This is a genomic window from Neobacillus sp. B24 (assembly GCF_055381825.1).
In genome coordinates this window covers 1,074,921-1,101,029 of sequence record NZ_AP035777.1, presented here as the reverse complement: position 1 = coordinate 1,101,029, position 26,109 = coordinate 1,074,921, and the positions used below count along the sequence as shown (strand labels likewise).

Genomic DNA, 26,109 nt, shown 5'->3' with positions numbered 1-26,109 from the left:
CTTTTATTTTTTTTCAATAAAACGAAAGGAGGATTTATAAAATGAGCAATATGAGTCTATTAATTTCAAACGTTGAGGTGACAGCGGACGGTTAGTCAAAAAACGAAGGAGATGAGGGGTAACCTGATGGATATTAAAATTGTACAGTATAACCACAATTTGGCCGGCGAAGTTGCCGATATGTGGAACCACAGCCGGGATGGCTGGGGCGGCGGAAACGACATTTCCACCACGGAAAGCGTCAGGCAGCAGGAAGAGAATTCAATTGACCTCAACACCTACTTAGCAATGGAAGGTAAAGTGGTCGCCGGTTATTGCGGGCTCAGCGAGTACCGTGAAGACAGGGGCGCACTGTACATACCGCTGCTTAATGTCCGCGACGAATACCAGGGCAAGAAGATTGGCAAACTGCTTGTCCTGAATTCTGTTCAACGCACGATCGAGCTGGGGTGGCCACGGCTTGACCTTTACACTTGGGCCGGAAATACCAAGGCGGTTCCGCTTTATAAAAAATGCGGGTTCTTTTGGGAGGAACGCGATGACACTGTCCATCTAATGAACTTCATCCCTTCTGTTCTCACCACCGAGGCAGTAAAGGAATTTTTCGAAAAAGCGGATTGGTACCAGGATCGCAAAATGGAGATTGAAGTCAAACCGGATGGCCGCAAGGAAAACGGCTTTGATTTCTATGAGTATAAGTGGGAAAAGGACGGCAGACAACTGCGGATGGAATATGAACGGAAGGGCCGGGGATTGAGGTTAATTGAAACCGAGCAATATCTGGTGGCTGCCTCAATTAGCAAAGGGCAGGAGCTGATTTTTGGTGCGGAATATCCGATTGAATTTCATATCGAAAATAAAACCCAGGAGCCATTGGAGATAGAGATTGAAGGCTTCGATGACCAGAATATTCACTTTGCGCTAAACCAGCGAGTAAAGGTAACAGGTTCCTCCGTGGTGGAAGGCAGCTTCTTCGTCGGCGAGATTGCCGAAGAACAAAATGGTTGGCGGACCCACCCGGCTGTTTCTGCCAAGGTAAAAATAAACGGCAAAGAAGCGGTATTTAAGCTAGGGATTCATGCTAAATATCCGGCCCGGGTAACGGCAAAAATCCCAACTGACATGCCAGTTGTTGAGGCGGATTCGGAATTTTATTTGGAGCTGGAAAATCATTTTGCTGAGGATGTCCATTTCTCCTTCACATTGCCCCAAGCTCGGTTTATTCATTTTAAGCAGGAGCGGGTTGAAATGAAACTAGCAGGAAAAGAGCGCAAGCTGCTACCGATACACTATACGTTAAGTGATTATGGTTTTTATCAGCAAAGGCTGGAAATTGAAGCAAAAACAGTCACCGGTAAAGCCATCTCGTTTAAAAAAGATATTGGTTTAGCCTTCTACGGGATCGGTGCCAAATTGTTTGGTGAGAGCGAAGACTACTGGTATGCCTACAACGGACTATCCCGCGCCTACCTGAGTAAATTTGATAACAAGCTATATTTCGGAAGGGCCGGTTCAGGCGAGGAATACCCCTTCTTTTTCTATCCAAAGCTAGGGAAGCCTTTTTCCAGTGAATTTTCAAAAAAACGGCCTGAGAAAGTAGAGGTTTACGAGGAAAAAGGTGCTGTTGTATTAAAGGCAGTCTATCAATCCCAGTCGTTCAAGGACCTTCAGCTCTATTCCATCGCCAAAATCTATGCCGAAGGATTAATGGAGCATAATTACGAGATTCATAACTTATCCTCCGAAGTAACCAATCAGGAAATTTGGCTCAATGATAGTAATGCATTTGTCCATACACTTTATGAAGGCGTTCTTCCGTATGATGGTCAAGTGATAGAAGTGAACGACATGAAGGATGGCATGACCGATTACTGGGAGGCTGCTAAGCTCGATGAAAATTGGATCTTTAATCGCCGTCCATCTATGCCCGGCGGTTTTTGCTGGAGCGGTGAGGCGAAGATTCATTTCCAGCATTGGTTCCTATTTTTTGAACATAACCTTGGGGTCATCCCGGCAAACAGTTGTGTCAAAACAAAACCAACCTTTACGTCTATTGGCGGTTTTCCAACATGGGAAGCTTTCCGGGCGTTTGCGTTAAAAAACAATACAAAAAAATCATTGCCACCTTGTGAGCCCGTTCAATTTTTCCCGGAGGGTCATAATCCTTTTGTTAAAGAGCAAACCACCGTTCAATTTAAGGATGTGAAACTGGCTCATTTGGATGGAGAACTAAGCCTCCGTTTGGGGCAGCAGGTTCAAAAGCAAGTGTTTGCGGAAGAAGAGGCGAAAAATCAAACGGAATTCCAGATTACTCTTCACGAGCTGGTACAGTTGATCGAGCTTGATGCCAAGCTGAAAATGGGTCATTCAAAGCATCGTTCACTGTTGCTTCAGGTTAAAGATGCCCCGGTAAAAACGGACATCTGCCAAGATTCCGGATTGCAAGTTTACGAGGTTGATAATGGTGTCATACAGCTTAAAGCGGCACCTGAATTTTTCCCGACCCTTTATTCGATGACCCATAACGGACAGGAATGGCTGGATACCTCGTTCCCTCAGCTTAAGCCAAAAGCTTGGTGGAATCCTTGGGCTGGCGGAATCAAGAATGCGCTGCAAAAGGTAACCGCAAACTCGCTTCTAAAGGAAAAGTGTTCTGCTGAATTTGTTACGTTAAAAGATAACAAAGGCAATCCATGGCAGGGAATCAAGCTTAAGGTTGAGATTGTAAAGCATGAGATTTTAAGCGGATTATCCTTTCATCAATACTTTTTAATGCTGCCTGGAGCACCGATTATGTGCCACACCACCGAGATTAATCAGCAAACAAACCGTTATTTTAAAAATGAAACGTGGTTTAGCCAAGCTTCCCTCAAATCAAATTTAGCTGGGGAAAATGGCTGGATTGAATACGGAACTGGGAAGAAGGCCAATTTGGCCAAGGGGGAAACTGAACTGGATGTGAAGCAAAGCTTTGTTGTCGGTTACCCTTCCCTTTCGGCCAGGCTGCAAATCATTGCTGACTATTCCTCGGTTCAATCAGACCTTTATTTAAATAAGGAAGTATTAAATCACAATGTTTTTTCTAAACTACAATTAAAGCATGGGGATACTTTCTGGACACCGCCAATTTTCTATTTATTCCATGATCAGGCGGTTCCTGAGGATGCTCTTCAAGATTTCAAAACAATACGGTTTAAGTAAGTTCTGCGGCCCCTGAAGTCCGTTTTGGGGGCTGTGAAGTTTGGAGAAGGAGACCAAAAAATGAAAATTATTGATGCCCATATGCATTTTTCCAATATCCAAAGTTTTAAAGATACCGCTAGCGACCTATCAAAGCTCGATTACTCCTCCGCTGGTTTGCAGCAGGAATATCGAGACGCCAATGTCGTGCTCGGGATTGCGATGGGTTTGACTGAAACCAAAGCGGACGGCTTTCCTGATTACGACGCGGCAACACCAATGGGTCTAGATCTGGAGGATACGGTTCCCGCAAACATCTGCTATTGTCCTGGGATTAATCCCTATCGATTAGGAGAAAAGGAACTGGTTGATCTCGAGGAACTGCTTCAAAAACCAGAGATAGTCGGGATTAAAATCTATCTTGGCTATTACCCGTTCTATGCCTATGATGATGTCTACAGTCCTGTCTATGAATTGGCGATCAAATATGGACTGCCTGTCGTTTTTCATACAGGGGATACCTATTCGGAACGAGGTCTGCTGAAGTACGCTCATCCACTGACGTTAGATGAGGTGGCGGTGAAGTATCGGGAGATTAACTTTATGATGGCCCACTTAGGGGACCCGTGGGTGCTTGATGGTGCTGAGGTATTGTATAAGAACCGGAATATGTATGCCGATTTGTCAGGATTGGTGGTTGGGACCGAGGAAGAGATTAGAAAGAAACTGGAATCGCCGCTGTTTTTCAACCATCTTAAGCATGCGCTTACCTTTACCGACGATTACTCCAAGTTTTTATTTGGGACCGACTGGCCGTTGGTGCCAGTAAAACCTTATATCAACCTGATCCAGGAATTAATCCCGGCAGAGGCCCACGAAGATTTGTTTTATAATACGGCCCTAAAGCTATTTCCAAAAATTAAACCTTTTATTGGAGAGTGAAATCTTCACAACTTCCACACAAGTTTCCTATAAATTCTACACAAGTATTCTATATTATAAAGGTAACTTAATTAGGAAATAGGTTCAAAGAACTCATTTCTTAAAACTTCCCATAATTTGATTGGTGCTGTCACCAATCTATTTTTTTTGCCTTCAACAGAAAATCTTCACAACTTCCACATAACTTCACCCTAACTTCTACATAACTATTCTATATTATAAAGGTAACTTAATTAGGAAATAGGTTCACTTGAACTCATTTCTTAAAACTTCCCATAATTTTGATTGGTGCTTTCACCAATCTATTTTTTTTGCCTTTATTTCATCATAACTAAAGACCTTTGTATGATTGACACTATTTCCCAGCCATTGATATGATTCTAGTAATAAATTACTTTGAAAGCAGGGAAATAAAATGAGCTCATACACTTTTCAACCTACACTTGATTTTGCCAGACTGCTGGATAGCAAGGATCCACTCGCGCCGTTTCGCGAGGAATTTTACATAAAGCCTGACTCGATCTATATGGATGGCAATTCCTTAGGCTTGCTTTCCAAACGGGCCGAACGTTCCTTGCTAACTTCCCTGGAGGATTGGAAGAACCACGGAATTGACGGCTGGACAAAAGGATTACAGCCTTGGTTTTACCTGGCGGAAAAATTGGCAGAGAGGATGGCGCCCCTAGTCGGAGCTGCTGTGGACGAGATAATTGTAAGCGGCTCCACCACTACCAACCTCCATCAGCTTGTCGCAACCTTCTATAAGCCAACTGGGACAAGGACTAAGATTCTAGCAGATGAGTTAAATTTCCCAAGTGACCTGTATGCCTTGAAAAGTCAGCTCCAATCGCGCGGCCTTAATCCGGAAGAGCACTTGCTCCTGGTGAAGAGCCAGGATGGAAGAATGCTGGAAGAAGACGATATTATCGAGGCGATGACTGAAGAGGTAGCGATAGTAGTCCTTCCGACTATCCTTTACCGGAGCGGGCAAATCCTTGATATGAAACGTTTGACGACCGAAGCCCATAAAAGAAATATTTTAATCGGCTTTGACGCCTGCCATTCAATTGGAGCCATTCCTCATTCCTTTAGCGAATGGGATGTTGACTTCGCCTATTGGTGCAATTATAAATACTTAAACGGCGGACCAGGTGCAGTCGGCGGGTTGTATGTGAACCAAAAGCATTTAGGCACTACACCGGGATTAGCCGGTTGGTTTGGTTCCGATAAGAGTAAGCAGTTTGACCTTGAGATTGATTTTACACAGGCCAGCAATGCTGCAGCCTATCAAATTGGTACACCCCATGTGTTAAGTATGGCTCCATTAGTTGGCTCCTTGGAAATTTTTACAGAAGCCGGTATCGACCGCATTCGTGAAAAATCGCTTCTGCTTAACCAGTACATGATGGATTTGATTGATCACGACCTTGTGGATATGGGATTTACCATTGGCAATCCTAGAGACGATGTGCGCCGGGGCGGACATGTCAGTCTTGAACACAAGGAGGCAGCACGTATATGCAAGTCGTTGAAGGAAAATGGAATCATTCCAGACTTCCGCGCACCAAACATCATCCGGCTTGCCCCGGTTGCGCTTTACAACACCTATGAGGAAGTTTGGCAGGTTGTACAAACACTCAAAACCATCATGACGGAAAAGCAATACGAAAAGTTCGCCAACGAGCGGGAAGTCGTCGCTTAAATTATAAATCTAAATAGGGGGTGCAATGAAATGGAAAATAAGGAATCGAAAAGACTTGAACACAACAAGACATTAGGCCCCGAACGAGATATTCAAACTGATTTTAAAAAAGAAATGTCGTATGGTGATTATCTGCATCTGGAGAAGATATTGTCGAGTCAGCACCGGCTTTCTGACCATCACGATGAAATGCTGTTTATCATCATCCATCAGACGAGCGAGTTATGGATGAAGCTGATTCTGCATGAGCTCGAAGCCGCTATAGAGTGCATTCTCCGCAATGATTTAGAGCCATCATTTAAAATGCTGTCGCGTGTCTCACGGATTCAGCAGCAGTTAATCCAGTCATGGAATGTGCTGACAACATTGACACCTGCCGATTACATGCAATTTCGGGATAAGCTTGGGCATTCTTCAGGGTTCCAATCGTATCAAAACCGGCTGATTGAGTTTGCATTGGGACAAAAAAATGCCCATACCTTGGCTGTATACAAACACGAGCCTGAGCTATATGTTCGCTTGGTAAAATCACTTAAGAAACCTAGTATTTACCATGCTGCCATTTCTGCTTTGGCTGCCACTGGCTTGCCTGTCGATGAGGCTGTGCTGAAACGCGATTGGTCGGAGAGTTATGAGCACAACCTTAGCGTCGAGGAAGCATGGCTGACGGTTTATCGCAATACCGATAAATACTGGGATTTATATGAGCTGGCTGAAAAGCTTGTCGACATCGGTAACCAACAGCAACTTTGGCGATTTAATCATATGACCACGGTTGAAAGAATTATTGGTCATAAAAAAGGAACTGGCGGCTCCTCCGGGGTAACCTATTTGAAACGGGTCTTGGATCATCAATTTTTCCCGGAGCTGTTGAGCTTGAGGACGAAGCTGTAATAAAATTTAATTATGAAAGTTTTGGCAGGGTTGGAGGCTGGATTTATATGAACAAATGGATTGATATCTCCCAGCGGCTGGACAATCAAATTCCCGTTTGGCCGGGGGATACTCCTTTTAGCTACAAAGTAAGCTGGAGCAAGGAAGACAGCGGGTCGGTGAATGTCGGGGAAGTGACGATGAGCGTTCATACCGGCACCCATATTGATGCACCATTTCATTTTGACAATAATGGAAAAAGGGTCATTGATTTGGATATTGAGTTGTATATTGGGCCGGCACGGGTGGTACATTCACCAAATTTGTCGAGTATTGGGGTAAAGGAATTGGCCGGTGTCGATTTAGACGGAGTAACACGATTGTTAATCCGCACGGATGCTTGGGCGGACCGGGGACGGTTTCCTGAATCAATTCCACCGATTGAGCCTGATTTGGCGGAATATCTTGCGGGTTATGGAGTGCGGCTGCTTGGACTTGATTTGCCTTCAGTTGATGAGTTAGACAGTAAGGAGCTTTTAGCACACCATGAATTGTGCCGTTACGGAATTCATATTTTGGAGGGATTGGTACTGGATGCTATTGATCCTGGGGACTATGAATTAGCGGCCCTGCCACTGCCATTGGTGGAGGCAGATGGGAGCCCGGTGCGTGCGGTGATTAGGAAGTTGGATTAGTCACTATATTTAGTTAGGGGCTATTGGTTTCGAGTGATTGTAATTCTATATACAAGTTACGGTAGCCAGTCACCTCTTTTGGCTACCCTTTTTCCTTTTTCTCTCGGCGCTCGGTCGCCAATCATCTCTATTGGCTACCCTTTCTCCTTTTTCTCTTGCCGCTCAATTGCCAAACCCATCTATTGACTGCTAAACCCCTTCTATGGTCGATATCAGTTGAGGACTTTCCTTTATTTATCACCTAACAAAACAAACTCAACCAACCCATCAAGAGTCCCAATAAATTTTTCAACCCCGGGAAGTTGATAAAACGAGCTCGTCGTATCAACATTGTTTACTTCCTCATTCTCTGAGTAAAGAAAAATCTTCTTCCCCTGTCCTAATGCAATGCCGAATTCTATGTGAGTTCCTATTCCTCCCGGCAGCAAAACAATTAAAAAATCAGCCTCCAATACCCCGTCCAATTCGTCCTGACCTATTTTCTGCAGCCGTCCCAGTGTTGTTGGCTTTTCATTTTTGGTCCAGTCATATGTATGGATGAATCCCTTATTCTTGAGACGCCCGCTTACAAATTTTACTGCTTCCTTATTACTCAAACCTGATGCAATATAAAATTTCATGATAAATTTCCTTTCTCCATGCCAAATCCTGCTTTTTACAATTTCTTACCTAAAAATTTTCTCTGTCTACCGCATTCCTAAACCGGATGATAGAAAAATCAGTAATCGTCGATGAACCCATGCATTCCTTAGTGGGTATAGGTTCGGCACTTGTGACCATGAAAAAATAACCCGCGGACAATCACGCGGGAAAAAGTAGAAAAAGGAATGTTCCTCATCAATTGCCCAAACGACAGGGGGCATACATTCCATACTGCGCGGGACAAACTCGTTGATATTCGGATCTTCACTGAAATGATAAAGCATTTCAAACGCCTCATTTATATTTATTTATTTCATCCACAAGCGTTTGCAGGGCATTCCCTTGTGGTGAGGAAGCCATTGTGGCGCGAATTTCCCCGCTCTCTTGCTCAAGTGTTTCTAAATGTTCCAGGAGCGAATCACTTGTAAGAGTATCTTCTTCAAGCGTAAGCGAAAATCCTTTTTCCGCAAAAGCCTTTGCGTTTAAAATTTGGTCTCCCCTGCTTTGCTGCAACCCAAGCGGGATAATTAGCATCGGAATTTTTAAAGCTAAAAATTCAAAAATCGCATTCGAGCCGCCTCTGGTAATCACAAGATTTGTCGCCGCCAATATATCAGGCAGTTCGTCATGAACATATTCAAACTGTTTATACCCGGAGACACCCTCCAAGCTTTGGTCCAGATTATTTTTTCCGCACAAATGAACAATTTGGTATCTGGCCGTGAGCTGTTCCAAAGCTGCCCTTACCGCTTCATTTATTTTTCTGGCTCCCAAGCTGCCGCCCATAATCGTCAAAATTGGTTTGCCTTCATGGAAACCAAGAAATCTTCTGCCTTTCTCTGCTGAACCGGATAATACTTCCATCCGAATCGGCGAGCCTATTGCTATTGCTTTTTCCTTTGGAAAAAATTTCACCGTCTCATCAAAGGAAGTGAAAATTTTGGTTGCAAATCGCTGTGAGATTTTATTGGCCAGTCCTGGGGTCATGTCACTTTCATGTATGAAAATTGGAATTTTTAACGACCTGGCTGCAACAATCACCGGAACTGACACAAAGCCGCCTTTAGAAAATACCAAATCGGGTTTTAGCTTTCTTAACACCCTTCGTGCATCCAGGCAGCCTTTCAACACCCTGAACACATCCTTAACATTTTCAAAATCGATATATCGTCTCAGCTTGCCGCTGCTAATTTCATGATAGGGGATATTGATTTTTCCGATTAACTCCTTTTCAATCCCTTTTTTCGAACCGATGTACTGAATATTCCATTCGTTTCGTATTTCACTGATGATTGCAAGGTTTGGTGTTACATGACCGGCGGTACCCCCGCCCGTAAACACAATCTTTTTTTTCGACATAGTTCCTCCTGTTAGTGCGTCATAATAAGATAATTATATGTATTTACCGCAGGCAATACCATCTTTTCATATGTACTATTTTGCAATAATTCCATGCTTGTCCATTACAAAGTTAATACCTTCTGAATACATTGTTATTACCTCAATAATGGGAGGTGATGCTATGTACGGCTATGGCGGCGGCTACGGCTCAAACAATTTTGTATTGATTGTCGTCCTGTTTATCCTATTGATTATTGTAGGAGCTAGCTTTATGGGCGGCGGTTACTAATTTTTGGACAACCCTCCTTATCCGTTCGGTTTTGAAGCGCGGTGCCCGCGCTTCCTTTTTTTATGGAAAAAGACCAAATCTTTTAACCCGATTTGGTCCCCTTTATTTTTTTAAGCTACTTTAATGGCTTTGCCAAACGGCACCCTTGGCAGGAATACACCCGGCACCAGCCAAAACATTTCATAAGTGACTTCAATTTCCTCTGAAAAAAAGCCGGTGACATCAGTAATATAAAACAGTGTGTCGATTTTTTCTTCTGCTGCCCACTCAAGAACTAATGTATAAGAAGATTTCCCGTGATTATGATACTGAATCGAATCACTCTTTATCGGAGAAATGCTTCTAATTTTAAAATCTGCTTGAACCAATATCGTATCGGGTTTTACCGTTTCAAACAGCTTTACTATGTTATTGATGAGAATGGTCGGAGCTTCGCTGCTGGAAGTGTCCACTGCTAAAGCAACCTTTTTATGCTGACGCTCCTGTATCATCGAAAGGATCCTTTTATGCCATTTCAATACCGTTTCCCCCTTTGCTTTAAATGGGCAAGCTCTAATATTTTCGGTAAGAAACAGGATGTTTATGTTTGGATAATTGCGGCAAGACAAGAAAAATCAGAATTTTTGTCCATTTTTCCATCATTCATTTTATAATAGTAGATACCAACATATGCCAGGAGTGAAAAGAATGGAGATTGCAGATATTTATAGTAATTTGCCTGTATTAGAGACGGAGCGGCTTTTACTTCGCAAAATAACGCCTGATGATTTGGAGGATATGTATTCCTATTGTTCAAATGACGATGTTTCTAAATATGTAACCTGGAGTACGCATCGGTCATTTGCGGACACGAAGGGATTTGTCGACTTCGTCCTTAATCAATATGAAAATGGCTTGATTGCACCTTGGGGGATGGAATATAAGGAAACAGGCAGGCTTGTCGGCACGATTGACTTTGTTTCCTGGCAGCCCCATCATAGAACGGCAGAAATCGGATATGTCATCTCCCCAGAATATTGGGGCAAAGGTCTAACACCGGAAGCTTCAAGAGAACTAATTCGTTTTGGTTTTGAAAAAATGGATTTGGTGCGGATTCAGGCTCGCTGCTTTGTGGAAAACATTGCGTCACAGCGGGTGATAGAGAAAGTCGGCATGTCATTTGAAGGAATTATCCGTAACGGGATGCTCGTGAAGGGACAGCATTGGGATTTAAAGCTGTATTCAATTATTAAAGAAGAGTTAAGTTAATGCATCCAATCACTGTAATCGAAATAATTGTGACTTCTTTGATTGTAGTTGTATTTTTTAGTATAGCTCTTTTTGTCCCTGTTAAGTTTCGGAAAAAGGCAATGCTATCGGCATCCGTCGTAACGTTGGGTTTGGGTTTATCTTTTGTTGTACGTCCTTTTTGGATTAATTATCAGGTCGAGATTAAAAAAGAGGAGTTAAATCAATATTTAGCTGAAAAATATCCAAAGGAAACTTGGGAGATACGCCGAAGGGATGGCCGGCAGTATAACCCCTACCATCTAGAAGTCAGATTTGACAATGAGCCTGGGTGGGTTTATACCTATTTCGTTGGTGATTCGAAGATTTATCAGAGCGCTCGGAGTGTTCCGGATGGACAAGGTCCGATTGTTGGAAAACACTATGATCCAAAGAAATAGTTAAAAATGGGGACGTCCTTTTGTGGGCGTCCCCTTTATTTTTTTACCACGGTTCCCTGCCGCAGGTAAAGGTTGTTTTGAATTTCATAAAGTCATACATAAGCGCGGCTTTTCTGCCTTTGTCACTATGTCTATTCCGTTTGTGGTAAAGGCAATCCATGAACTCAAAATCACATTGACATGGATGAACGCTGCTATTTAGACAATAGTCATGCCGTCGGCAGCAATCGTCTACATCATTAATTGGAGCACCCGGCCCGCTGCAGCCAGGACCTCACCAGCGATACCCCGGAAAAATACAAAAGCCAAACGGATTTCGCCGTCCTCCAGTTTCCAAATTTGACACCTCCTTGCGGTTTTTATACTACTAAAATATGTACGGGCATTTGAATTGGAATGGAGGAAAGTCTATTTTTAGGAAGGTAATCTTCTTTGCACATTAAAAAGAGGCAGCCAAAAGGCAACCTCTCTTGTTTGAGCGTTTTAAGCTGAAACGGTGTCATCAATATTTTTCGTTCTGAATAAATTCCATGCAAAGATAATGACGAAACTTATTGCCAGGAATACTAGTAAAAGTAGTAAACTTCCCCAGGCTGCGCCGGTATCTCCTAATGAAATTAATGACTTGAAGCCTGACACGGAATAGGTCATTGGCATAAATTTGCTTAGTACCTGCAAGGAATCCGGTAATGCCTCGATTGGCGCATCGCCGCCAGAGATAATCAATTGAAGGATGATTAATACGAAGGCAATAAAGCGTCCAACATGACCGGCTAATGAAATCAATACCAGAATGACCATTAAAAATGCAAGGCTTGTCACAATCATGAACAGGATGTATGCAAAGCTGCTTGTGACACTTAGATTCAGGAATAGCAATGTACTTAACGAAACGACCAATGCTTGGGCAATGGCAATCACGGAAAGTGTCGTTAATCTGCTTGCAAAGGATGTCGGGCCAACTCCTGTGGTTGAATTTTTCAAATCAACGAACAGGGTCATGATTAGCAAGCCTACAAATAGCGCAAGTGATAGATAATACGGCGCAGAAGAGTCGCGATATTCACTGTAAGCATTGACCTTGCTGCCGACTAGCTCGACCGGAGATACAAACATATCGGTATTCTTATCCCCAGTTTTAACGGCGCTTGTTTCCTTCGCTCCATCATGTAAGCCAGTAGCGAGTTCATTGGCACCGCTGTTTAATTCCCCTAGACCATTGTCCAGTTTCTCAACACCAGCAGTTAACTCACCCCAGCCTGTATTAACAGTTTGAGTGCCGTCGTTGACTTGAACCATACCAGAATTAATTTGGTTCGCACCTGCGGTTAGCTGCTTCCAGCCAGCATCTACTGTTTGGTTACCGTCTTTGATCTTCTTTGCACCGTCGTTCAATTGTCCGGCACTGGCAATTAACGTTTTCCAACCAGTTTCTACTGATGCTGTACCAATCGCTACTTCCTTGGCACCAGCTTCTAGTTTAGTTGCTCCTTCAAATATGGTATCTTGACCTTCTGGTGGATTAGGAATTAATTGATAGTTTAGTGCATCTATAGTTTGCTGAATACCACCTATTACACCACCACTACCATCAGGTCCTCCAATTCCCTCTGCTACCTTTTGGGCACCACCCTGAATGCGTTCCATGCCGGCATTAAGGGCAGGTAATTTTTCCTCATTGGTTACAATAAAGTTTAATGTAGCAACAATTTTTTGGAAGTTTGGATCACTCTTAAGTGCCGGATGTTCCTTGTATTGCCCTAGTCCTGTATTTAATTCACTTAAGGCTTTAGTTAAGTCAGTTAGGCCTGTTTTCGTCCTATCTGTTCCTGCTTTGAGTTCTAGGCTACCTGGATATAATTCAGTTGATACTTTTGTTTTAAAACCTTCCGAACTACCTTTAAAGGTATTTAACAGGGTTTCAGTTCCCTTTGTAAGGTCAGTTGCTCCTTTCGCAAGCTCTTGGGTTCCCCCGGCAAGTCTTTGGATATCCGGTAATTTTGCTTTAAGTCCGCCTACCAACTGATTAGTCCCATCATTCAAAGCCTTAGTCCCTGCCGCCAATTCAGAAATGCTCCCTTGCTTCCCTTTTAGGTTGGTGTACATTTCATTAGTTCCGGCAGCTAGTTCCTTTGTGCCATCCGCAAGTTTTTGAATGTCAGGTGATTTTTCGGTTAAGGTATTGTAGAGCAGAGTGGATCCATCGTGAAGCTGGGTGGAGCCGTCATAGATTTTATCAGCCCCATCAGCGGCGGTTTGGAATCCTGCTGCTACATCACCAAGACTTGAAAATACATTTTTTACGTATTTGGTCGTGATTTTTGTGGCCAGCTTTTCCCTGATTGTTTCAACAGCACCTGATGTCACTTCGGCAATTCGCCCGTTTTTCCCCTCGTTTTGTATGTATTCGAGGCCCAGCTTTTGCGGGTCGCTATCCATTACCGTTGTTGCCTTTTGTGAAAAATCTTCAGGAATCTTAATAACTAAATAATAGCGGTTGTCCTTAAGGCCTTTGTCTGCCTTCTCTTCTGAGACAAACTCCCACCCCAGTAATTTTCCTTTCTTCAGCTCCTCGACGAGATCATTACCAACCGTTAGCTTTTCTCCGTCGTTTTCCGCCCCCTTGTCCAGATTAACGACAGCTACTGGTAATTCCGGCAATGTCTCCGGCGGATCAAGCAACCCGGATAGATAAATGAGTGCATAAATGAGTGGAATTGCAACCGCTGCCAGAAGCGGTACTAAAAACCCACCCCTCCCTTTCATTAGCAGGGCTAATTCGGAAAAATTTTTCAAAAATACTCCCCCTTTGCTGCTTTTTATTATAAAATATGACTGAACCTTCATTCATTTCTTTACTAACCGGCCCAATCATAATTTATTGGTCCCAATACAATTTCGTCGCCCAACCTACATTTTCGATACGAAAACGTATTATCGCAGCAATCAGAATTCTGTCAAAAGTAGTAGGGCTAAAATTGTAGGAACTTTCACTCTATTGTAGAACGAACGCATTATAAAAAATATTACTGAAAATGTAGGGGGAAAATTTGTCGAATGATGAATCCTGCTGTCTATAATCATCTAAAGAAAACGGCAGCAATCTCTGACCTGAGACGAAAGGTAGAAAATATGCTGCACGGGTGCATGCAGTTCTTTCCGTTTCAAAGGGCGGCCTTTTTTATATACTCTCCACTTAGCTATTTGGGCGAGGGAGTCTTACTGATTGAAAACGATAAAGTGGTTTCGATTAGAGGAATCAAGGAAGATGTCCGGCCAATTTTTCCGATTTATCAGGCCCTGACAAGAAATAAGCCGGCTTTTATTAATACAGAGGACAGCCTTGGCTATTTTCCTGAACAATATGTAAAGGAACTGGACATAACCATGGCTATTATTCCTATTTGTCTTTTCAATACGGTAGTAGGCTGTGCAATCGTTGACCGCTATCTTGGAGAATATCCTTTTGAGCATAATTATTTAACATTGCTTTCCGAGTATTTTACATTTCCCTTCCTCCCAACACAGACAAAAAACATATTGAGCAAGCGTGAAACAGAGGTGCTTCAGCATCTTGCCAACGGATATTCCATAAAAGAAATGGCCTCGTGGATGGGTGTAAGCGAATTCACTGTACGGGATTATATAACGTCTGTTGTAAGAAAGCTTGGCACTAATAATCGCGCAGAGGCAGTCGCAGTTGGGATGAGAAAAGGAATTATTCTTTAATTTTTTTGCAAAAAAACCCCCTTAAGCTGGATTATTAGTCCAACTTATGGGGGTCACTTCATAAGCGGTTTTTTCCTATTAAATGATACTGACCATATTTCGGCCCTTATCCTTCGATTTATAAAGTCCTTTATCAACCCTGTTCAATAAGGAGTCAATGCTGTCATCTGGCTGACACCAGGTTACTCCAAAACTGCTAGTTATACTTCCGACTCCAGTAAACTCATGAGCGGCGATTAATGTTCGATAATGTTCTGCAAGCTGGAAGGCATTATGACCAACCTCATTAGTAATAATGAGAAATTCTTCCCCGCCCCAACGTCCAAACAAGTCCTGCTGGGCAAGATTATTCTTAATATGTTCTGCCAATTGTATTAAGACCGAGTCGCCTGCCTTATGGCCAAAACGGTCATTTACGCATTTGAAATGGTCGATATCAAAAAAGATAATCGAAAACGACTTGTCCATCGTTTTTGAATCTGCTAGTTTTTTTTCAAGCCACGCGTCAATCTGGTGACGGTTTGCAATCCCTGTTAATGAATCGAGGTAAGCATGTTTCTTTACTAGTTCAACCTCCGTAAAGGCCCTGAATAGATATTGAGTAAAGCTAAGGACAATAATATAGACAAAGTTTGCAAAATAAAATTGGACCAGGGAATCAATTGAGCTAGTTGGCAGTTGACCAATAAATGCAATCCCGATTATCAATGTAATGATAAATATGAAGCTGGAAAAATAAATCCCTCGTTTTACACCAAGAGTGAAAAAGATAAACGTTAAAAATAACGGTGTCCAGATAATGAAATCTCCCAGGTCTCCACCGCCGGATTTAACGATATCGTTGTAGATGACATCAAATAACGTGGTAATGTGATAAAAACTGATCAACAGCAAATTAGAATACTCGGTGAAAACAACGAAGCGATTTTTGTATAGCAGCACCCAGCTAATAAGAAACCATATGGTTAGAGTACTATTTACAAAAGCATCGAACATGTCGTCAACAAATAAATTCTGCAAAATAGTATTCAAGATTAAAGCAATAATAATTATCGGCACGACCCATAGATAAATACTTCGCTTTAGGTCATCCAATGATATGTCCGGTTTTCTCATTGATTTCCTCTCCCAACTAATCTTTATCGATTAGTCCCGCCTGATTACTCAACAACGGCAGCTGGCTGGCATAGTCATTTTTCACCTTTAGCCCCTATAGCTTTGCGCCTTTATCTTTCAATAAATTTGCCCTATCGATTTCCTACAGGTAATGAAGAAATTCTTTATCCTACTGAAACAGCTTTTCAGTAATTATCTCAGTATACCTCCATTCTAGCAGAAAACTGGAATTTTTAATATAAAATTTGTTGGTTAAACTAGGCCAAAAGGCCCGATAACAAAAGGTGCCTGACATAAGACGTCAAGCACCTTTTATATCTTTTTTATATTGTAATTAGGTCCATTACGCTGCCAGTTGTTCTGGCTCATCTTCAAGGCTGTGACCTTCCCATTTCGAGATAACAATGGCTGCCAAGGAGTTGCCGACAATATTGACGCATGTACGTGCCATATCAAGAATCCGGTCAATACCAGCGATAAATGCAAGTCCTTCAGCAGGAATGCCGACACTGCCCAATGTAGCAAGCAATACAACAAACGAAACACCCGGAACCCCGGCAATACCTTTTGATGTAACCATTAATACAAGAACTAATGTGATTTGCTCGCCAATTCCCATGTGAATGCCATACATTTGGGCGATAAACAAGGCGGCAATGGCCTGATACAAGGTAGACCCGTCAAGGTTAAATGAATAGCCGGTTGGGATAACAAACGATGTAATCGCCTTTGGACATCCCAGCTTCTCCATTTTTTCCATGATTTTCGGGAGTACTGTCTCCGAACTTGCGGTAGAATAACCTAATAATAATTCATCTTTTAAATACTTCAACAACTTAAAAATACTGAAGCCGACAATTTTCGCTGTGATGCCCAGTACAACAATAATAAAGAAGATCATGGCACCATAAACTACTAGAACTAATTTACCTAAAGGAATTAACGATGTTAGGCCAAACTTGGATACTGTTACACCAATAAGAGCGAAAACCCCAATCGGTGCCAGCTTCATGATTTGGTTGGTAACATAAAACATCGCGTCCGCAGTACCTCGGAAGAAATTAAGCAGCGGGGTCCCTTTTTCCCCAATGGCTGCAATTCCAAGTCCAAACATGACGGAGAAGAAAATGATCGCCAGCATATCCCCACTCGCTAACGACTGAATAATATTCGTTGGAACAATATTGACAAACGTATCAACCATCGAATGCGTTTGAGTCGTTTCGGCGGTCTCTACATAGGAATTAATATCAGTTTTTGTAAGCTGAGAACGGTCAACTCCGGTACCCGGATGAAACACGTTACCAAATAGAAGACCTAAGAAAATCGCAATCGTTGTGATGATTTCAAAATAAAGAAGCGTCTTACCGCCAAGCTTTCCTAGTGATTTCATGTCACCGACTCCGGCAACACCAACGATAATACTTGAAACAACAATTGGTATAACAATCATCTTAATGAGGCGAATAAAAATGGTTCCAATTGGTTGCAGGAATTCAGCTACATGCGGGTTACCGTAGAAAATCGCACCCACAGTAATACCTAACGCCAAGCCAATGAAGATTTGCCAAGCTAAGCTAATTCGTTTCATTTACACATCTCCTTTATATATGAAATCAAATATTATATATAAATAATATCACGGTATGCAGATGCTATACTGTTATAATTTTATTTTTTATCTACTTTGATTTCAATGGTAAAATACACCCAAATCACTCTTTTCTATCATTTTCACCATTCGTACACTTTATTCTATTAAAATAAAAAGAACCCCTTGTAAAGGAGTTCAAATTATAGTTCAAGCCAGCTTCTTCTTAATTTTTAAACATTCTTGATAAAATTTCTCCGGTTCTTCAAAGTTTAATAAATGGGCGGAGTGTTCAAACCAGACAAATTCTTTATACGGACATTCCAGAACATCAAAATATTTCTTTGCTATTGGTGAAGGGGTTTGGTAATCCTGACGGCCGGCAAAAATATACACTGGAACCTCCAATTTCGTTGGTGTACTCTGAATCTTTTTTGTTTTCCTCGTGAGCATTTTGCATCATTCCATATAGTGGGGAATTTTTTTAATCCACCTATTATACTGGGTGAAATTTACTTTTAATAGAAAAATTTAGGCAAAAAGTTGGCGTTGTGGTAAATTTATTAAGAAAGAATTCTAGATTGGAAGTGAGCCAGGTTGTTAGAGAAATTCTCCGTTTATATGACATCGTTCCAGCAAGAAAGAATGATCACTGTGTATGTTCCTGATAATTATCATAATGAAACGAAACGTTATCCTGTTCTATATATGCACGACGGGCAAAATGTTTTTGAGGATGAGGGCTCCATTGGTGGTACTTCCCTGGGCTTAAAGGATTACTTGGACCAATCTGGGCTCGAAATCATCGTTGTCGGGATTGACCAAAACTCGGTTGGTGATGGACGTTTAAATGATTATTGCCCATGGCCTCATGGTAAATTAAGCGAGCAGATTTTGGGCTATTTAAGTCCCGCTGCCGGAAATGGTGAAGCTTATGTGGATTTTATTGTTGACGAGCTGAAGCCGTTAATCGACCGTAAATATCGCACGTTGCCAAATGAAACCGCGATGGCTGGGATTTCATTAGGAGCCCTTATATCTACTTACGCCGCATGCATTTATCCGCATATTTTCCGAAAAATTGCTGTGTTATCAACGGCTTACTATCGAAATCAAGAAGCCATTGAGGCATTAATTGAGGAATCGAACCTTGAAGAAATAGAGAAGTTTTATATGGATATAGGAACGAAAGAAGTACCCGCTGATCCGGAAGCAAGTCAGCTTTTCATCGATTTAGCTAGGAAGGTATATGGACTTTTGAGCAGCAAAATGGATAATATCCGCTTTGAAGAGATTGAAGATGCGGAGCATCATTATCGTTTCTTCCGAGAAAGAATTCCGGGGGTATTGTCTTATTTGTTTGATGATAAAGCTTTGGATTGAAAAAGGCGAACCCGGTATTATGGTATAATATAAGAAAAAACGGTTCAAACCTCATCCAAAGGGGTGCTATATCATTCAAAATCGTATCATTAAGTTTATTTTTATTGTAATTGGATTTATTTCCTTAGGCTTGGGCGTGCTGGGGATTATTTTACCTTTACTGCCTACGACACCGTTGTTACTTCTAGCATCGTTCTGTTTCGTGAAAGGCTCGGAGCGGTTTGAGCACTGGTTCAAAGGGACAGGCATTTATAAACGCCATCTCGAAAGCTTTGTCAGGGAACGAGCTATGACCCTAAAGCAAAAATGGACGATTCTTTTGTTTGCGGATGTAATGATTGCAATAGCTTTCTTTATGGTTGACCATTTCCTCGTCAGAATCATGCTGCTGCTAATCGTGGCTTATAAGTATTACTATTTCTTCAATAAAATTAAAACAGTACCAGCTATGAATAGCTCAATAAATGAGTAAAGACAGGATTATCCTGTCTTTTTACAATTATCCCTCAGATTTCACAGCGTCTTTGTTCCTGCGACCCTTCACCTCGGCCATTTTTGCATAAAAACTTTCCTCCAGGTCAATATCAAAGAAATTATAAAACTTCAGCATGTAAGCAAGGCAATCAGCCAGTTCCTTGCCGATGTCTTCTTTAATCTGCTCTTTGGCCAGTTGGAATGCCTTTTCCTCACTGATTCCCTCTTCGATAAATGAACTCGTTAAATTAAAGGACTTTCTCAGCTCTTCCGCAACCTCTGCTACTTCGGTTGTAAATAATAAATAGTTATGCAGTAAGGATTCGCGGCTTTCTTGATAGCTGTCAGTGCTAATGTCCCATCCCAATTCCTTCTGATATTGCTTGGCAAATGCTTGAATGTCCTTCATGTCTAATCCTCCGATATTCTCCTACATATTTATTAACCAATCACTCACCAATGATTGTACCATTTCCCTTTTTTCAATCGTCATTAAATGCCCCGCTTGGTCAAGCAAGACAAAGCTCATATTTGAAAAATTATCTAATAAAAACACATGATCTTTATAACCACAAATAGAATCCTGTTTGCCGCAAATCACGAGGGCAGGCTGTTCCAAGTTTGTAAGATTTTCAAATGGGGTCTCTTTGAAAAAATAACCCCGCTCACGCCAATTAGATTGAAGAAAGTCTTTATTAGCCAACAGTCGTCCAGGCTGTACCTCCTCCAAGAAACGTCCCAGGTTCTCGTGTGTTTGATATACCATCAGCGTTTCGACCGCTGCACGGATATCCGAGTCAACTGAGGCAAGGCTTTCCTCGTCTTTTGCTCTAACCACCTTTTCCGGCAAGGTTCTTTCTTTCAAATGAACGGCCGATGCAAGTAGACAGATGCCGGTCACTTGATTCGCCTTTGCGTTCAAAATTCCTTGCGCAATATCCCCCCCCCAAATGAGTGACCAATTAAACTGAATGATTTCCCCACGAGCACTTCATCAATAAACGCTAGTATGATACGGCGCATGTCCTCGGTAGATTGAACGCTGTTGCAAGTACTTCGCCCATGTGCCGGAATATCAATATAGATTCTTTGAAATCCATGCAAATCTTGAAAAATCGGTTCAAGCCAAGCCTTCATTGACCGATGATCCGTACCCATCGCATGCAAGATAATTAGTGGATGGCCGCTTCCTGCTGTATCGTAAAATAATACTTCCTTCTCGAAAATAAACTTCATTTCCCCTATCTCCTCAATACAGCCGCTTCGTATAACTTTCTTCAAGACTTTTTTGAATGGTATCCACCGTGGAATCTGGAAGTTTGGCATGTTCAAACAGAATTTTAGCAGCCGAAGGCAGCGTGTCCTTTGCTGGCCAGGACCCTGTATCCCATAAACCTGACCGCTTTAAGGCTTTGGCACAATGAATGAAACAGTCCTCCACTTCAACACCTATACCCAATAGTGGTGTTTTTCCTTTAATGGCCATTTCTTCAAGCAATTCTTCATCTTTAACAATGACTGCCCTTCCGTTCACCCGCAGTGTCTCCTCTAATCCCGGGATGAAAAAAAGCAGCCCTATTTTGGGATTGGACAAAATATTACGCAATGAATCTAGTCTTTTGTTACCCGGACGTTCGGGAATAATGAATTGTTTTTCATTTAAAACATGGACAAATCCCGCCTTGTCTCCCCGCGGTGATACATCACAAAAGCCATGTTCATCGGCCGTCGACATGACAAGGAATGGTGATTTAGCAATAAACTCTGCACAATGACGATCAATATATGAAATGACCTTTTTGGATGCAAGTTCACTAGGAAAGCCAATAATTGACCGGAGTTCCGCTTCGTTTTCAACCTTATTTTTAAAATAATCCAAATAACCCCTCTCCCTCTCTTTGATATATTTTGAATTTTAACACTATTTGAGATGAAACTCACAATTAAATGCGATAGTCTAATTAAGAAAGGGGTGTACAGCTGAATGAAAAAGTTATTAGTTGTCTTGTTCCTTTCTAGCCTGTGGTTGGTCGCCTGCACTACACATAAAGACCCAGGGATGGAAGGGTATGTTGTAAAAAAAGAGAACGGCCGGATTCTAGTCGTTGCCTCCAAGCCCAAAGATTTCAGTTCTACAGGGGGATTAGCGGAATTTTATAATGCCATTTGGTTTTCTAATGCTCCAGAAAAAGTAAAGGTCGGCGATAAAGTACAGGTTTGGTTTGATATTGTAGCCGAATCTTACCCGGGGCAATCACAAGCGGAGAAGGTTCAAATCTTGCCTGAGACAAAGCCGAAAAACGCTGACTTATCCGAAGCCGAAGCCGTTCGAAAAGCCTTGGTTACAGATGCCATTAACCAACAGGGGGTGCCAGCGGTAAAATCGGTAAAGTACGATGAAACATTGGATAGTTGGGACGTTTTGATCAATCAAGGGGAGGACGAAACTAATGTGACAATTGCCGATGAAAAATAAAAAACGCCTGATTGAATCAAGCGTCTAGGTGTTTAATTATTTTTGCCGGATTCCCGCCCACAACTACATTATCCGGTACGTCCTTTGTAACGACAGCACCTGATGCGACCACGACATTATTGCCGATGTTGACTCCGGGATTGATAACTGCTCTGCCCCCAATCCAGACATTGTTGCCAATCGTTACGGGAATTCCATATTCAGCCCCTGAAATTCTTTCAGTTACATCCAATGGGTGAGTTGCGGTATAGATATGTACGCCCGGGGCAAGCAGGCAGTTGTCGCCTATGCGAATTTCACATACATCCAAAAAGACACAATCAAAATTGGCAAAGAAATTTTCGCCGACATGGATATTGTAACCGTAATCGCAGCGGAAGGTTGGTTCTATGTTGATATGCTTTCCTGTGGAACCGAAAAGCTCCATTAATAACTCTACTTTTTTGACCTTTTCTGTTTCGGGTGTCTCATTAAATAATCGGGTCAATCTTCGAGCGTTTAACCGTTCTTTTTTTAAATCTCGATCTGAAGCATCATAAAGCTCGCCATTCAACATCTTTTCTTTTTCTGTTTTCATCTTTTTATCTCCTAATTATTTGTCTGCATTTCTTGAAGTGTATTCACTGTCACAAATGTATAGCCTTTATCCGTTAAGAACTTTAATATTCCTTCAATCGCAATCAATTCTTCTGCAGTATCGCCATACCATGGGTGCATAAGAATAATTGAACCAGGTTGAATATTCTCTTTTATATACTTTATTTTGTCTGATGGAGAAGAATATCCACCAAATACCTGATGTGTTCGGGAGTTCTTCATTAATTTATAGGTCCCAAATAATAGCACAAAGAGTATTAGAATGGCTGTTCCAATAAAAATGAGGTTTTTCTTCATTATCAACACGCTTTCAAGTAAAAATATTTACCATTATACCAATAAACAAAAAGGAGTGGAAACCGCCATGACCACACACTCCTTCTATATTAAAATGGCTTTATTATCATAAGTGCAATGATGATGATAAAAATGAAATTCTCAAGGTGTTCATATTTAAAAAGTTCTTTTGATAACCGCCAATATTCCTCTGGAATATCTTCGCCTTGATGGGATTCCAGCATCTGTTTAATCGGTCTTGACCTTGGTGTCAGCATGACAGGGCCAATCGCCAAAGCAGTCAAAAATAGGACAAGACTCGTATCATACCACCCCATCCGGAACAGGGTTGGATTAATCGCCCCCATGAGCAAACCAGTGACAAGCAGCATAATGCCGCCAATCATGACATAAATATGCAATTTGTGGCGGATGGCATAGGAATGGTGCAATTCTGTCATCGTTTTCCCCGATTTAACAACCGTCGTTAAAATAAATCCAGGACCCATCCCGATGATGGCTGAAAAAATATGTAATATGACAAGAATTTTATAGAAAATCATCATGTTGCAGCGACCTCCAATTACTCTAACAACCTAAATTTTATCATAAACTTGTTATTTAATATAAATAGCTTTGTTACATATTTTTGAGATTTCCCACAGTTTGTCCACACCTTTTTATCGTGGAAACATATTTTAATAACTATAAGTCCGAAAGGGGGGAAATACATGTCCAGAGATTTTATGGATGAAGAAGTAGCTGGTGTTAGCAATCGAAATGACAACAGACGCATCGTGATTAATGCTGACACAGTGATTATTCGTGCTAATCGCGTCATCGTGGAAGAGGAAGACAGACGTCGTACTGATGACAGACATCGTACTGATGACAGACGTCATGATAATCGCCGCGACGATTGGGATGACAGAAGACGAGGATTTTCTTGGATTTAAATGCTTGATGGGACAAGCATTACTGGCAAAGACCGGCATAGCTCATGATGGGGCTAGCCGGTTTTTTGCGTCTATACATCATTGGGATTGATGATGGCCAATACCTGATGGTCCTCCCATTTTCCGTTAATTTTCACATTTTTAACGGCAATTCCTTCCTTGTGGAAACCTGCTTTTTCGAGGACTTTAATCGAACCGATATTGTGCGGCATGACGCCAGCCTCAATCCGGTGTAGGTTCAATTCGTTAAACGCATATTCAACAATCAGTTTTGCGGCCTCTGTGGTATAGCCTTTTCCATTATGCTGTTTATCTAAAAAATACCCGATAAATGCACTTTGCAGGGAACTCCGCATCACTTGAAAAAGATTGATCGTTCCTATTAATTTTTCATTTTCCTCTAAGTAGATTCCAAAAGTATAAGTTTCGTCCGCCTGCCAATCCTTTTGGAGACTTTTGATTCTTTCCTTTTGAGCGGCGAAGGTATAGAAATCCTCATTACGCTCATAAGAAAATTTTTCGAAGAAATGCCGGTTCTCCTGTTGCAATTCTAGAAGTGCGGCTGCATCTTCCTCTATAAATGGTCTTAGGTAAATAGTCTTTCCTGTTAACATATTCTCACCACCTTATCTATACATCTTGTACATTCCGTGGGATCTTGGATAGGTATATTGGAAGCCAAACTTCTCATAAAGCTTATTAGCTGGTTCGTCCGCAATTAAGCTCACATAGGAGCCTGGGTAAGTATTTTTATCGAGATAGTCCATGATTTCCTGCATGATAATCTTGCCAAGACCCTGACCTTGGAAACTCGGCCTTACGACAATATCCACGACATGAAACACGGTCCCGCCATCGCCAACGACCCGGCCCAATCCAATCAGGGTGTTATCTTCGTAGATTGAGACAGTGAATAAAGAATTTGCTAGACCAATTGTGGCAGCTTCCAGCGACTTGCTGCTGAGACCGCCTTCAACCCGTAGATTAATATACTCAGATGGAGCGGGGGCTTTATAGTTAATTTCCATAAGTTTCTCCTTATTTCAAATGTAATACCATATACTCTTCATCAAAATATTTTCCATTTATTTTCATTGCCTTTTCCTCATAACCAAACACTTTAAAGCCTAATTTAATATATAGGTTTTGCGCTTTCTCATTGCCGGCAGTAACGCTCAAATTGATTTTTTCGATTTCATCTATCTCTTTGGCTTTATTGATTGCGGCGGTTAATAAGGCCTCTCCGGTTCCCGTACCTCGCTTACCAGGCGTTACATACATGGCAAAAATGTTAGCACGGTGGCGGATTTTGTCTGGGGTTTCCTGCATTAGAGTGACAACACCGATGAGTTCTAGCCCATCAAAGGCGCCAAAGGTGTAGTTCTCCTGTGCAGTGAAATTGCGTGCAGTCTGTTCCACCGGATTTTCTCTTTTGATGGCATCCTCATAGCTTGTTAAAAAGGCCTCCGGGTTCTGTTGTAATGCCTCAAGCCTAAGTTGCCAGTAGCTTTCAGCATCTTCTGGTTCTAATAGTTTAATCTCCATGTCAAACCCCCATTTTCAAACATTATTTAAATAACCGATATACTTCCCTCGCTAATTCCTCAACTAATGGAATCGAACCAGAATAACGCAAACTTTCTACCAGGCTGGTATAATACCATTTCTGCTGAGCTCTCCCTCGGTTAAACCGGTCCCAGACTGCCTCGCCATCTTTCTCGTAATCGTTAATAATCGAACGGATATTATGAAGCTTATCTGCACAGGCGACTGCCCGAATTTCCTCTGAGGCTGTTTTCAAAAACTCAATGGTATGTTCCTTACGTTCCTCCCAAGATAGTGTCTTGTCTGGCTCCGAACAGCCCGCTACGATTTCGGCGATTTCCGTGCCAAAGTCCCGCTTGATATCTTCAAGGGTAAGTTCAGTATCTTCCACCGTGTCATGCAAAATTCCTGCCGCGGCAACTTCATCACGGTAGCCTGCCTTTAGTAAGATTATGCCCACAGCCACTGGGTGCGCAATATATGGGATATCTGTTCCCTTCCTGCATTGACGCTGATGTGCTTTACTGGCAATCTGTAGCGCTTTATCAATGATAACCACTAAAATCCCCCCTTTGATATGTCCATTTTACCATCATTTCCCTCTATATACTTAAAAAGGAGCCTACAAAAGTAAG

At 41.9% G+C, this 26,109-nt stretch carries 32 protein-coding genes and 1 riboswitch; of the genes, 13 read left to right on the top strand and 19 right to left on the bottom strand.

Annotated features, from left to right (window positions below):
* Positions 1–126: 126 nt before the first annotated feature.
* From ACZ43M_RS05410 to kynB, 5 genes are all read left to right on the top strand, one after another.
* A complete protein-coding gene (locus ACZ43M_RS05410; protein ID WP_464506398.1) occupies positions 127–3,201 on the top strand; it encodes a GNAT family N-acetyltransferase in 3,075 nt (1,024 codons plus the stop codon).
* Positions 3,202–3,261: 60 nt separating this feature from the next.
* Positions 3,262–4,122 (top strand): amidohydrolase family protein, encoded by an 861-nt coding sequence (locus ACZ43M_RS05405; protein ID WP_464506397.1) that lies wholly within the window; start codon positions 3,262–3,264, stop codon positions 4,120–4,122.
* A 415-nt stretch (positions 4,123–4,537) separates the two neighbouring features.
* Positions 4,538–5,824, top strand: coding sequence for a kynureninase (gene kynU / locus ACZ43M_RS05400; protein ID WP_464506396.1), 1,287 nt, complete (start codon positions 4,538–4,540; stop codon positions 5,822–5,824).
* Positions 5,825–5,854: 30 nt separating this feature from the next.
* A complete protein-coding gene (gene kynA / locus ACZ43M_RS05395) occupies positions 5,855–6,718 on the top strand; it encodes a tryptophan 2,3-dioxygenase (protein ID WP_464506395.1) in 864 nt (287 codons plus the stop codon).
* A 47-nt stretch (positions 6,719–6,765) separates the two neighbouring features.
* Positions 6,766–7,392 carry an arylformamidase gene (gene kynB, locus ACZ43M_RS05390; RefSeq protein WP_464506394.1) on the top strand — a complete coding sequence of 209 codons (627 nt, stop codon included), beginning with the start codon at positions 6,766–6,768 and terminating at the stop codon, positions 7,390–7,392.
* Between the two features lie 230 nt (positions 7,393–7,622).
* Here kynB and ACZ43M_RS05385 read toward each other — a convergent pair whose 3' ends face one another.
* The 3 genes from ACZ43M_RS05385 to ACZ43M_RS05375 all read right to left on the bottom strand — a co-directional run bounded on the left by ACZ43M_RS05385 (position 7,623) and on the right by ACZ43M_RS05375 (position 9,393).
* Positions 7,623–8,012 carry a nucleoside 2-deoxyribosyltransferase gene (locus ACZ43M_RS05385; protein WP_464506393.1) on the bottom strand — a complete coding sequence of 130 codons (390 nt, stop codon included), beginning with the start codon at positions 8,010–8,012 and terminating at the stop codon, positions 7,623–7,625.
* 66 nt (positions 8,013–8,078) lie between these two features.
* Positions 8,079–8,318: a DUF6886 family protein gene (locus ACZ43M_RS05380; protein ID WP_464506392.1), complete on the bottom strand. Its 240-nt coding sequence runs from the start codon at positions 8,316–8,318 to the stop codon at positions 8,079–8,081.
* A gap of 10 nt (positions 8,319–8,328) precedes the next feature.
* On the bottom strand, positions 8,329–9,393 hold the full coding sequence (locus ACZ43M_RS05375; protein WP_464506391.1) for an undecaprenyldiphospho-muramoylpentapeptide beta-N-acetylglucosaminyltransferase: 1,065 nt from the start codon (positions 9,391–9,393) through the stop codon (positions 8,329–8,331).
* A 163-nt stretch (positions 9,394–9,556) separates the two neighbouring features.
* On the opposite strand from ACZ43M_RS05375, the gene ACZ43M_RS05370 reads away from it, so the two are divergent.
* Entirely contained in the window at positions 9,557–9,664 is a 108-nt protein-coding gene (locus ACZ43M_RS05370) for a YjcZ family sporulation protein (protein ID WP_464506390.1), read from the top strand.
* Positions 9,665–9,774: 110 nt separating this feature from the next.
* On the opposite strand, the gene ACZ43M_RS05365 is transcribed toward ACZ43M_RS05370, so the two are convergent.
* Positions 9,775–10,182 carry a VWA-like domain-containing protein gene (locus ACZ43M_RS05365; protein ID WP_464506389.1) on the bottom strand — a complete coding sequence of 136 codons (408 nt, stop codon included), beginning with the start codon at positions 10,180–10,182 and terminating at the stop codon, positions 9,775–9,777.
* Between the two features lie 169 nt (positions 10,183–10,351).
* On the opposite strand from ACZ43M_RS05365, the gene ACZ43M_RS05360 reads away from it, so the two are divergent.
* Together ACZ43M_RS05360 and ACZ43M_RS05355 are read left to right on the top strand one after the other, a co-directional pair.
* Entirely contained in the window at positions 10,352–10,912 is a 561-nt protein-coding gene (locus ACZ43M_RS05360; protein WP_464506388.1) for a GNAT family N-acetyltransferase, read from the top strand.
* The gene (locus ACZ43M_RS05355) at positions 10,912–11,331 is read left to right on the top strand and encodes a hypothetical protein (protein WP_464506387.1); all 420 of its coding nucleotides are present in this window, start codon (positions 10,912–10,914) and stop codon (positions 11,329–11,331) included. The genes ACZ43M_RS05360 and ACZ43M_RS05355 overlap by 1 nt, the downstream gene beginning before the upstream one ends.
* A 483-nt stretch (positions 11,332–11,814) precedes the next feature.
* On the opposite strand, the gene ACZ43M_RS05350 is transcribed toward ACZ43M_RS05355, so the two are convergent.
* The gene (locus tag ACZ43M_RS05350; protein WP_464506386.1) at positions 11,815–14,127 is read right to left on the bottom strand and encodes a YhgE/Pip family protein; all 2,313 of its coding nucleotides are present in this window, start codon (positions 14,125–14,127) and stop codon (positions 11,815–11,817) included.
* A gap of 261 nt (positions 14,128–14,388) precedes the next feature.
* Between ACZ43M_RS05350 and ACZ43M_RS05345 the strand changes: the two genes are divergently transcribed.
* On the top strand, positions 14,389–15,060 hold the full coding sequence (locus tag ACZ43M_RS05345) for a response regulator transcription factor (protein ID WP_464506385.1): 672 nt from the start codon (positions 14,389–14,391) through the stop codon (positions 15,058–15,060).
* Positions 15,061–15,138: 78 nt separating this feature from the next.
* On the opposite strand, the gene ACZ43M_RS05340 is transcribed toward ACZ43M_RS05345, so the two are convergent.
* From ACZ43M_RS05340 to ACZ43M_RS05330, 3 genes are all read right to left on the bottom strand, one after another.
* Positions 15,139–16,176 carry a GGDEF domain-containing protein gene (locus ACZ43M_RS05340; RefSeq protein ID WP_464506384.1) on the bottom strand — a complete coding sequence of 346 codons (1,038 nt, stop codon included), beginning with the start codon at positions 16,174–16,176 and terminating at the stop codon, positions 15,139–15,141.
* Between the two features lie 53 nt (positions 16,177–16,229).
* A riboswitch (cyclic di-GMP riboswitch) is annotated at positions 16,230–16,317 on the bottom strand.
* Between the two features lie 202 nt (positions 16,318–16,519).
* Entirely contained in the window at positions 16,520–17,767 is a 1,248-nt protein-coding gene (locus ACZ43M_RS05335) for a cation:dicarboxylate symporter family transporter (protein WP_464506383.1), read from the bottom strand.
* A gap of 210 nt (positions 17,768–17,977) precedes the next feature.
* On the bottom strand, positions 17,978–18,220 hold the full coding sequence (locus ACZ43M_RS05330) for a hypothetical protein (protein WP_464506382.1): 243 nt from the start codon (positions 18,218–18,220) through the stop codon (positions 17,978–17,980).
* 144 nt (positions 18,221–18,364) lie between these two features.
* On the opposite strand from ACZ43M_RS05330, the gene ACZ43M_RS05325 reads away from it, so the two are divergent.
* Positions 18,365–19,150 (top strand): alpha/beta hydrolase, encoded by a 786-nt coding sequence (locus ACZ43M_RS05325; RefSeq protein ID WP_464506381.1) that lies wholly within the window; start codon positions 18,365–18,367, stop codon positions 19,148–19,150.
* Between the two features lie 70 nt (positions 19,151–19,220).
* Positions 19,221–19,622 carry a YbaN family protein gene (locus ACZ43M_RS05320; protein ID WP_464507965.1) on the top strand — a complete coding sequence of 134 codons (402 nt, stop codon included), beginning with the start codon at positions 19,221–19,223 and terminating at the stop codon, positions 19,620–19,622.
* 27 nt (positions 19,623–19,649) lie between these two features.
* Here ACZ43M_RS05320 and ACZ43M_RS05315 read toward each other — a convergent pair whose 3' ends face one another.
* Genes ACZ43M_RS05315 through ACZ43M_RS05300 form a run of 4 tightly spaced genes read right to left on the bottom strand, consistent with a single transcriptional unit; the run spans position 19,650 to position 21,503 of the window.
* A complete protein-coding gene (locus ACZ43M_RS05315; RefSeq protein WP_464506380.1) occupies positions 19,650–20,033 on the bottom strand; it encodes a hypothetical protein in 384 nt (127 codons plus the stop codon).
* Positions 20,034–20,054: 21 nt separating this feature from the next.
* On the bottom strand, positions 20,055–20,546 hold the full coding sequence (locus tag ACZ43M_RS05310) for a hypothetical protein (protein ID WP_464506379.1): 492 nt from the start codon (positions 20,544–20,546) through the stop codon (positions 20,055–20,057).
* On the bottom strand, positions 20,543–20,860 hold the full coding sequence (locus tag ACZ43M_RS05305; protein WP_464506378.1) for an alpha/beta fold hydrolase: 318 nt from the start codon (positions 20,858–20,860) through the stop codon (positions 20,543–20,545). Before ACZ43M_RS05305 ends, ACZ43M_RS05310 begins: the two co-directional genes overlap by 4 nt.
* A gap of 13 nt (positions 20,861–20,873) precedes the next feature.
* Positions 20,874–21,503 carry a pyridoxamine 5'-phosphate oxidase family protein gene (locus tag ACZ43M_RS05300; protein WP_464506377.1) on the bottom strand — a complete coding sequence of 210 codons (630 nt, stop codon included), beginning with the start codon at positions 21,501–21,503 and terminating at the stop codon, positions 20,874–20,876.
* Between the two features lie 105 nt (positions 21,504–21,608).
* Between ACZ43M_RS05300 and ACZ43M_RS05295 the strand changes: the two genes are divergently transcribed.
* Positions 21,609–22,100 carry a YobA family protein gene (locus ACZ43M_RS05295; protein WP_464506376.1) on the top strand — a complete coding sequence of 164 codons (492 nt, stop codon included), beginning with the start codon at positions 21,609–21,611 and terminating at the stop codon, positions 22,098–22,100.
* A gap of 16 nt (positions 22,101–22,116) precedes the next feature.
* Here the strand turns inward: ACZ43M_RS05295 and ACZ43M_RS05290 are convergent, their stop codons facing one another.
* The 3 genes from ACZ43M_RS05290 to ACZ43M_RS05280 form a co-directional block, all read right to left on the bottom strand.
* Positions 22,117–22,677: a maltose acetyltransferase domain-containing protein gene (locus tag ACZ43M_RS05290; protein WP_464506375.1), complete on the bottom strand. Its 561-nt coding sequence runs from the start codon at positions 22,675–22,677 to the stop codon at positions 22,117–22,119.
* Positions 22,678–22,688: 11 nt separating this feature from the next.
* Positions 22,689–22,994, bottom strand: a complete 306-nt coding sequence (locus ACZ43M_RS05285; RefSeq protein WP_464506374.1) for a hypothetical protein — start codon at positions 22,992–22,994, stop codon at positions 22,689–22,691.
* Between the two features lie 89 nt (positions 22,995–23,083).
* On the bottom strand, positions 23,084–23,539 hold the full coding sequence (locus ACZ43M_RS05280; protein WP_464506373.1) for a DUF2269 family protein: 456 nt from the start codon (positions 23,537–23,539) through the stop codon (positions 23,084–23,086).
* Between the two features lie 165 nt (positions 23,540–23,704).
* Between ACZ43M_RS05280 and ACZ43M_RS05275 the strand changes: the two genes are divergently transcribed.
* The gene (locus ACZ43M_RS05275) at positions 23,705–23,929 is read left to right on the top strand and encodes a hypothetical protein (protein ID WP_464506372.1); all 225 of its coding nucleotides are present in this window, start codon (positions 23,705–23,707) and stop codon (positions 23,927–23,929) included.
* 71 nt (positions 23,930–24,000) lie between these two features.
* Here the strand turns inward: ACZ43M_RS05275 and ACZ43M_RS05270 are convergent, their stop codons facing one another.
* From ACZ43M_RS05270 to ACZ43M_RS05255, 4 genes are read right to left on the bottom strand one after another with little or no spacing between them, the layout of a single operon-like run.
* A complete protein-coding gene (locus ACZ43M_RS05270) occupies positions 24,001–24,543 on the bottom strand; it encodes a GNAT family N-acetyltransferase (protein WP_464506371.1) in 543 nt (180 codons plus the stop codon).
* Positions 24,544–24,555: 12 nt separating this feature from the next.
* On the bottom strand, positions 24,556–24,957 hold the full coding sequence (locus ACZ43M_RS05265; RefSeq protein ID WP_464506370.1) for a GNAT family N-acetyltransferase: 402 nt from the start codon (positions 24,955–24,957) through the stop codon (positions 24,556–24,558).
* 10 nt (positions 24,958–24,967) lie between these two features.
* Positions 24,968–25,474: a GNAT family N-acetyltransferase gene (locus tag ACZ43M_RS05260; RefSeq protein ID WP_464506369.1), complete on the bottom strand. Its 507-nt coding sequence runs from the start codon at positions 25,472–25,474 to the stop codon at positions 24,968–24,970.
* A 22-nt stretch (positions 25,475–25,496) separates the two neighbouring features.
* Complete coding sequence (locus ACZ43M_RS05255) at positions 25,497–26,033, bottom strand: HD domain-containing protein (protein ID WP_464506368.1); 537 nt, start codon at positions 26,031–26,033, stop codon at positions 25,497–25,499.
* Positions 26,034–26,109 lie beyond the last annotated feature (76 nt).

Coding starts and splice junctions, on each gene's coding strand:
- ACZ43M_RS05410 (WP_464506398.1), top strand. CDS start 127: ATGGATATTAAAATTGTACAGTATAACCACAATTTGGCCGGCGAAGTT.
- ACZ43M_RS05405 (WP_464506397.1), top strand. CDS start 3,262: ATGAAAATTATTGATGCCCATATGCATTTTTCCAATATCCAAAGTTTT.
- kynU (WP_464506396.1), top strand. CDS start 4,538: ATGAGCTCATACACTTTTCAACCTACACTTGATTTTGCCAGACTGCTG.
- kynA (WP_464506395.1), top strand. CDS start 5,855: ATGGAAAATAAGGAATCGAAAAGACTTGAACACAACAAGACATTAGGC.
- kynB (WP_464506394.1), top strand. CDS start 6,766: ATGAACAAATGGATTGATATCTCCCAGCGGCTGGACAATCAAATTCCC.
- ACZ43M_RS05385 (WP_464506393.1), bottom strand. CDS start 8,012: ATGAAATTTTATATTGCATCAGGTTTGAGTAATAAGGAAGCAGTAAAA.
- ACZ43M_RS05380 (WP_464506392.1), bottom strand. CDS start 8,318: ATGCTTTATCATTTCAGTGAAGATCCGAATATCAACGAGTTTGTCCCG.
- ACZ43M_RS05375 (WP_464506391.1), bottom strand. CDS start 9,393: ATGTCGAAAAAAAAGATTGTGTTTACGGGCGGGGGTACCGCCGGTCAT.
- ACZ43M_RS05370 (WP_464506390.1), top strand. CDS start 9,557: ATGTACGGCTATGGCGGCGGCTACGGCTCAAACAATTTTGTATTGATT.
- ACZ43M_RS05360 (WP_464506388.1), top strand. CDS start 10,352: ATGGAGATTGCAGATATTTATAGTAATTTGCCTGTATTAGAGACGGAG.
- ACZ43M_RS05355 (WP_464506387.1), top strand. CDS start 10,912: ATGCATCCAATCACTGTAATCGAAATAATTGTGACTTCTTTGATTGTA.
- ACZ43M_RS05345 (WP_464506385.1), top strand. CDS start 14,389: ATGATGAATCCTGCTGTCTATAATCATCTAAAGAAAACGGCAGCAATC.
- ACZ43M_RS05340 (WP_464506384.1), bottom strand. CDS start 16,176: ATGAGAAAACCGGACATATCATTGGATGACCTAAAGCGAAGTATTTAT.
- ACZ43M_RS05335 (WP_464506383.1), bottom strand. CDS start 17,767: ATGAAACGAATTAGCTTAGCTTGGCAAATCTTCATTGGCTTGGCGTTA.
- ACZ43M_RS05330 (WP_464506382.1), bottom strand. CDS start 18,220: ATGCTCACGAGGAAAACAAAAAAGATTCAGAGTACACCAACGAAATTG.
- ACZ43M_RS05315 (WP_464506380.1), bottom strand. CDS start 20,033: ATGAAGGACATTCAAGCATTTGCCAAGCAATATCAGAAGGAATTGGGA.
- ACZ43M_RS05305 (WP_464506378.1), bottom strand. CDS start 20,860: ATGAAGTTTATTTTCGAGAAGGAAGTATTATTTTACGATACAGCAGGA.
- ACZ43M_RS05295 (WP_464506376.1), top strand. CDS start 21,609: ATGAAAAAGTTATTAGTTGTCTTGTTCCTTTCTAGCCTGTGGTTGGTC.
- ACZ43M_RS05290 (WP_464506375.1), bottom strand. CDS start 22,677: ATGAAAACAGAAAAAGAAAAGATGTTGAATGGCGAGCTTTATGATGCT.
- ACZ43M_RS05285 (WP_464506374.1), bottom strand. CDS start 22,994: ATGAAGAAAAACCTCATTTTTATTGGAACAGCCATTCTAATACTCTTT.
- ACZ43M_RS05280 (WP_464506373.1), bottom strand. CDS start 23,539: ATGATGATTTTCTATAAAATTCTTGTCATATTACATATTTTTTCAGCC.
- ACZ43M_RS05275 (WP_464506372.1), top strand. CDS start 23,705: ATGTCCAGAGATTTTATGGATGAAGAAGTAGCTGGTGTTAGCAATCGA.
- ACZ43M_RS05270 (WP_464506371.1), bottom strand. CDS start 24,543: ATGTTAACAGGAAAGACTATTTACCTAAGACCATTTATAGAGGAAGAT.
- ACZ43M_RS05265 (WP_464506370.1), bottom strand. CDS start 24,957: ATGGAAATTAACTATAAAGCCCCCGCTCCATCTGAGTATATTAATCTA.
- ACZ43M_RS05260 (WP_464506369.1), bottom strand. CDS start 25,474: ATGGAGATTAAACTATTAGAACCAGAAGATGCTGAAAGCTACTGGCAA.